This window comes from Enterobacter sp. 940_PEND (assembly GCF_001059415.1).
GTDB classification, from domain to species: Bacteria; Pseudomonadota; Gammaproteobacteria; order Enterobacterales; family Enterobacteriaceae; genus Enterobacter; species Enterobacter cloacae_M.
The window spans coordinates 1-5,587 of record NZ_JUMS01000083.1 but is presented as its reverse complement, the minus strand read 5'-3'; the positions used below and the strand labels follow the sequence as shown (position 1 = coordinate 5,587).

Here is a 5,587-nt window from a genome sequence, read left to right as displayed (position 1 = left end):
GCCTGATGCCCTCACCCTGACCCTCTCCCACAGGGAGAGGGAACAAACACGAAAAACGGCAACGCATGTTGCCGTTTTGGTTTTACTTACTCAAATCCACCTGATAAATCGCGAACCCAATATCATCCGTTGCGACCTTCTTCATCGGATACTGGGCTTTATCCTTGATAAACGCGGCTGCCTTATCGGATGGCGACGTTTCGAAGCGGATATCCAGTTTCGTATCGCTGTGGATCGGCGCGAGACGCCAGTTGTTGTCCACTGCCAGATGAATTTCGCCCGCCTTCTTCGACTCCGCGCTGATCCACGCCGCCAGCACCGAGCGGTTCTCGTCCGGCGAGGCAAAGGCGATGTGGCTATCTCCCGTACCGGCAAACTTACCGCCGTAGGCGCGGTAGTTATTGGTCACGACCAGGAAGGTGGCATTCGGGTCAATCGCCTTGCCGTTGAAGGTCAGGTTTTTGATGCGCTCCGCCTGCGGGTTGATCGCCTGACACTCGCCGTCATATTTTGCCGGCTGGGTGACGTCAATCTGGTAGTTCACGCCGTCGATCACGTCGAAGTTATAGGTACGGAAGCCGTCCCAGTTAATCAGCGACTGCGGCTTACTGCTGTGCGGGTCAATCTGGTTAAACTGTCCGGCAGAGCACTCCAGCCACTCTTTCACCTCCTGGCCCGTCGCTTTTACCACCACCAGCGTGTTCGGGTAGAGGTAGAGATCGGCGGCGTTACGGAAGGTCAGCTGGCCCTTTTCGACTTCAACATAGCTTGCCGGGTCGTTCTTACGTCCGCCCACCTTGAATGGCGCAGCGGCTGACAGAACCGGCAGTTTTGCCAGATCCGGATCGCCCTGCACAAAGTGTTCGGCATAGGCTTTCTGCGCCATGTTGACGACCTGAACGGTCGGGTCATCCTGCACCAGCGCCAGGAAGCTGTACATGTTGTCGGCGGATTTGCCGATCGGCTTGCTGACGAATTCGCGCGTGGCGTCGTGATCGTGCTTTAGCACGTCGACCAGTTTTTTATCTTCCGCCGCCAGAGATTTTTTAGCCGTAGCGTCGTAAATCGGGCGCGCTTCGGCTTTTGACTGCGTCACCTTCCAGCTGCCGCCGTCGTTATTCAGCACCAGATCCACCACGCCAAGATGGTCGCCCCACATGCCCGGCATCACCGACGGCACGCCGTTGAGCGTCCCTTTCTCAATGTCCGCCCCTTTGATGCTGGCGAAATCTTTGCCCGGGAAGACCGCGTGGGCGTGGCCGAACAGGATCGCGTCTACGCCTGGAACTTCACTCAGATAGTAAACGGAGTTTTCTGCCATGGCCTGATACGGATCGGCGGAGAGACCCGAGTGGGCGACAACGACTACCAGATCGGCGCCTTTTTCGCGCATTTCCGGCACGTATTTCCGCGCGGTTTCGGTGATGTCGTTAACGGTCACTTTGCCGTCGAGGTTAGCTTTATCCCACGTCATGATCTGCGGCGGCACAAAGCCGATATAGCCGATTTTCAGCGTCTGTTTTTTACCGTCCTGGTCGACGACGTTTGTCTCTTTAATCAGATAAGGAGTAAAGAGCGGCTTTTGGGTCTTAACATCGATGATATTGGCGTTAACGTACGGGAATTTGGCACCAGCGAGCGCATCGTGCAGGTATGTCAGACCGTAGTTGAATTCGTGGTTACCGAGGTTGCCGACGGTATAGTCCAGGGTGTTCATCGCTTTATAAACAGGATGGATCTCGCCTTTTTTCAGCCCCCTGGTCGCCATGTAATCCCCGAGCGGACTGCCCTGAATCAGATCGCCATTGTCGACCAGCACGCTGTTTTTCACTTCGCCACGCGCCGCATCGATCAGGCTTGCCGTGCGTACCAAGCCGAATTTTTCCGTCGGGGTATCTTTGTAGTAGTCGAAGTCCATCATGTTGCTGTGCAGATCGGTCGTTTCCAGAATACGCAGATCTACCGTCGCCGCCTGCGCGCTCGCTGCAATCAGCGTCGCCAGAAGCGTTGCACTAAACTTAATCATCAGAGGAGTCCTTTTTTCGATGCAGAGCACAAAAGAGTATGTATCTATAGCTTGTTGCTTACAGAAATGTGAATCCTGACAGAAAAAAGTAACCTGAAACCGGAATTGCTTCACAGATAGCGGAATTGTTCACATTACGATATAACTAAAACAAAGAGTTAACCTCACTGCGTTAACAAAGAGGTGGAAAATGCTAGATAAAATTTGTCAGCTCGCACGGGATGCGGGAGATGCCATCATGCAGGTATATGACGGCAGTAAACCTATGGAGGTGGTCAGCAAAGCCGACGACTCTCCGGTCACGGCGGCGGATATCGCGGCGCATAAGGTGATCCTGAAAGGGTTACAGGCCTTAACGCCGGACATCCCCGTTCTGTCAGAAGAAGCGCCGCAAAGCTGGGACGAGCGCCAGCACTGGCAGCGCTACTGGCTGGTCGATCCGCTGGACGGGACAAAAGAGTTCATCAAGCGCAACGGTGAATTCACCGTCAATATCGCCCTGATTGAGAAGGGCAAAGCGGTGCTGGGCGTGGTCTACGCGCCGGTAATGAAGGTGATGTACAGCGCTGCAGAAGGGAAGGCGTGGAAGGAAGAGTGCGGCGTGCGCAAGCAGATCCAGGTGCGCGATGCGCGTCCACCGCTGGTGGTGATTAGCCGCTCGCACAGCGACAGCGAACTGCAGGAGTACCTGCAGCAGCTGGGTGAACACCAGACCACCTCGATTGGCTCATCGCTGAAATTCTGCCTGGTGGCGGAAGGCCATGCGCAGCTCTACCCTCGCTTTGGGCCAACCAACGTCTGGGATACCGCGGCAGGTCATGCCGTTGCCGCGGCCGCCGGGGCGCATGTTCATGACTGGCAGGGCAAGCCGCTTGACTATACCCCGCGTGAATCCTTCCTCAACCCCGGCTTCCGCGTCTCTATCTACTGAGCCAGCAGCTTATGCAGCAGGTCGACAACCTGCTGCACCTCTTCCTGGGTTAACGCGCCGTCTTTCGCCCACTGTACGCGGCCCTCTTTATCCAGCACGATAATCGCGGAGCTCTCTTCCTCCAGCTGCCAGGCCTTACGGGTTACGCCGTTGCTGTCGACGATAAACTGCGACCACGGGTAGAGCTTTTTATTGCTCTCAAGACTGGAGCGCACAAACATTCCGGAGCCCGGAATGGCGTCGTCGGTGTTAACAATGGTGGTCGTCTGGTAGCGGTCGTGAGGGAATTTTGCGGCCTTGATCGCTTCCACCAGGTTGGCATTTTTCTCTTTTGCGGATGTACGACCGGCAATATGTTGTACAACTCTCACTTTGCCCGCGAGCTGCGCGCTATTCCAGGGTTTGTAGCTAAACTTATCATTGTCGAGAATCAATTCTCCCCGGTCAGCAATGCCGACTGGCGGTACACGTTGTCCTTTTTCAATGTTGTGAGCGGAAGCCCACAGGGGCAGCAGCAGACAGGCTGCTGCAAGGATATTACGTAGGGTCATGGCGTTTCCTTATTGTTTGCAGGTGATCCGACCACTTGGTCTTGCGCTTTTAATCATAAGTGCGATCAATGTGGTTTTCCCGCAATCCGGATGCCAGTTTGCGGGCGAACGCACATATCCATGAAAAAACGACGGCTTATACTGCGCCCGGTCACGCTTTGCAAAGATTATTCTGAATAATTGTAATCAAACGGTAAATAAACTTATGCACACTGGGTAACACCGTAGTTCTGGTCTATAGTCATTGGGCATTAAAATTTGCGCTCAGGACAGTCGGGCCGATTGTGGCACCGCAAGAGCGTATGATTCGCAGGAGATACAAGAATGAAAATTTTCCAACGCTACAACCCGCTTCAGGTGGCGAAGTACGTGAAGATCCTGTTCCGTGGACGGTTGTATATCAAGGATGTTGGCGCTTTTGAGTTTGATAAGGGCAAGATCCTTGTCCCAAAAGTGAAGGACAAACAGCACCTGTCTGTGATGTCCGAAGTCAACCGTCAGGTTATGCGTCTGCAGACTGAGATGGCTTAACCAACGTGCTATGCAGTAGTTAAAAAAACGGCTCCCAATGGGAGCCGTTGATGTTTGTGGGGCCAGAATTTTACGCCGAAACCTTCTCTTCCGCGTCCGGCAGCTTTGGCACCAGTACGGTCGGTTTGTTGTCGATGCGCGTCACCAGCAGCTGGTCGATGCGGTAGTTATCAATATCCACTACTTCAAACTTGTAGCCGGAGAACTTCACCGAGTCGGTACGTTTCGGGATCTTACGCAGCATAAACATCATAAAGCCGCCAATGGTCTCGTAGTTGCCGGACTGCGGGAACTCGTCGATATCCAGCACGCGCATTACGTCTTCAATCGGCGTGCCGCCATCAATCAGCCATGAATTATCGTCACGCTGAACAATTTGCTCTTCCAGCCCCTGGCCAACCAGGTCGCCCATCAGCGTGGTCATCACGTCGTTCAGGGTGATAATACCCACCACCAGCGCGTATTCGTTCATGATAACCGCGAAGTCTTCCCCGGCGGTTTTGAAACTTTCCAGCGCTTCTGAGAGCGTCAGGGTGTCCGGCACAATCAGGGTGTTGCGGATCTGCACGCCGCTGTTGAGTGCCAGGCTCTGGTTTGCCAGCACGCGGTTCAGCAGGTCTTTGGAGTCGACGTAACCGATGATGTGGTCAATATCTTCATTACAGACCAGGAACTTAGAGTGCGGATGCTGCGCCACTTTGTTCTTCAGGCTCTGCTCATCTTCATGTAAATCGAACCAGATAATGCTTTCACGGCCCGTCATGGAAGACGGTACGGTACGGGATTCCAGTTCGAACACGTTCTCAATCAGCTCGTGCTCCTGCTTGCGCAGCACCCCGGCCAGCGCGCCGGCTTCTACTACCGCATAGATGTCGTCAGAGGTGATGTCGTCTTTACGCACCATAGGCAGCTTAAAGATGCGGAAAATCACGTTCGCCAGGCCGTTAAAGAACCACACCAGCGGACGAAACACGTACAGACAGAAGCGCATCGGGTTGATGATACGCAAAGCCACAGCTTCTGGCGCAATCATACCGATGCGTTTCGGGGTCAGGTCTGCAAAGAGGATGAACAGGCCGGTTACCAGCGAGAAGGAGAGGATAAAGCTGAGCTGTTCGGCCAGTTCAACGGACATGTACTTAACAAACAGACTATAAAACGCCGGGGAAAACGCCGCATCACCCACGATACCGCCGAGAATGGCGACCGCGTTGAGGCCAATCTGCACCACGGTGAAGAACATCCCGGGGTTTTCCTGCATTTTCAGGATGCGGGTGGCATTGATGTTGCCTTCATCGGCAAGCAGCTTCAGTTTGATTTTACGGGACGCGGCCAGCGAGATCTCAGATATCGAGAAAAACGCGCTGACGGCAATCAGACAAAGTATTACTAAAATACTGTTTAACATAGTTTATCCGGCTTCTCGCCAGATCCTCAGAAGGGGAGTTGATACCATTTGTGTGGAAACACATTGAACGTCAGCTCGTAGCGTTGAGCTGATTATTTCAGCGGGTAGTATAGCGTAAAGAGATGTAAATCTGCCAGAGG

The 5,587-nt window shown here is 53.8% G+C and carries 5 protein-coding genes; 2 read left to right on the top strand and 3 right to left on the bottom strand.

Annotated elements, in window-relative coordinates; translation table 11 throughout:
• Nucleotides 1-82 precede the first annotated feature (82 nt).
• Entirely contained in the window at nucleotides 83-2,026 is a 1,944-nt protein-coding gene (locus ADJ24_RS11640) for a bifunctional 2',3'-cyclic-nucleotide 2'-phosphodiesterase/3'-nucleotidase (RefSeq protein WP_023310159.1), read from the bottom strand.
• 190 nt (nucleotides 2,027-2,216) lie between these two features.
• Between ADJ24_RS11640 and cysQ the strand changes: the two genes are divergently transcribed.
• On the top strand, nucleotides 2,217-2,957 hold the full coding sequence (cysQ, locus tag ADJ24_RS11635) for a 3'(2'),5'-bisphosphate nucleotidase CysQ (RefSeq protein WP_023310160.1): 741 nt from the start codon (nucleotides 2,217-2,219) through the stop codon (nucleotides 2,955-2,957).
• On the opposite strand, the gene ADJ24_RS11630 is transcribed toward cysQ, so the two are convergent.
• A complete protein-coding gene (locus tag ADJ24_RS11630) occupies nucleotides 2,951-3,508 on the bottom strand; it encodes a YtfJ family protein (protein ID WP_023310161.1) in 558 nt (185 codons plus the stop codon). The genes cysQ and ADJ24_RS11630 overlap by 7 nt on opposite strands.
• Before the next feature lie 324 nt (nucleotides 3,509-3,832).
• Between ADJ24_RS11630 and ADJ24_RS11625 the strand changes: the two genes are divergently transcribed.
• Complete coding sequence (locus ADJ24_RS11625) at nucleotides 3,833-4,039, top strand: DUF1107 domain-containing protein (RefSeq protein WP_008501430.1); 207 nt, start codon at nucleotides 3,833-3,835, stop codon at nucleotides 4,037-4,039.
• A 70-nt stretch (nucleotides 4,040-4,109) separates the two neighbouring features.
• On the opposite strand, the gene ADJ24_RS11620 is transcribed toward ADJ24_RS11625, so the two are convergent.
• Entirely contained in the window at nucleotides 4,110-5,447 is a 1,338-nt protein-coding gene (locus ADJ24_RS11620) for a hemolysin family protein (RefSeq protein ID WP_023310162.1), read from the bottom strand.
• Nucleotides 5,448-5,587 lie beyond the last annotated feature (140 nt).

Bases quoted from the DNA above. Each gene is read 5' to 3' on its own strand.
- ADJ24_RS11640 (WP_023310159.1), bottom strand. From the start codon at position 2,026: ATGATTAAGTTTAGTGCAACGCTTCTGGCGACGCTGATTGCAGCGAGC.
- cysQ (WP_023310160.1), top strand. From the start codon at position 2,217: ATGCTAGATAAAATTTGTCAGCTCGCACGGGATGCGGGAGATGCCATC.
- ADJ24_RS11630 (WP_023310161.1), bottom strand. From the start codon at position 3,508: ATGACCCTACGTAATATCCTTGCAGCAGCCTGTCTGCTGCTGCCCCTG.
- ADJ24_RS11625 (WP_008501430.1), top strand. From the start codon at position 3,833: ATGAAAATTTTCCAACGCTACAACCCGCTTCAGGTGGCGAAGTACGTG.
- ADJ24_RS11620 (WP_023310162.1), bottom strand. From the start codon at position 5,447: ATGTTAAACAGTATTTTAGTAATACTTTGTCTGATTGCCGTCAGCGCG.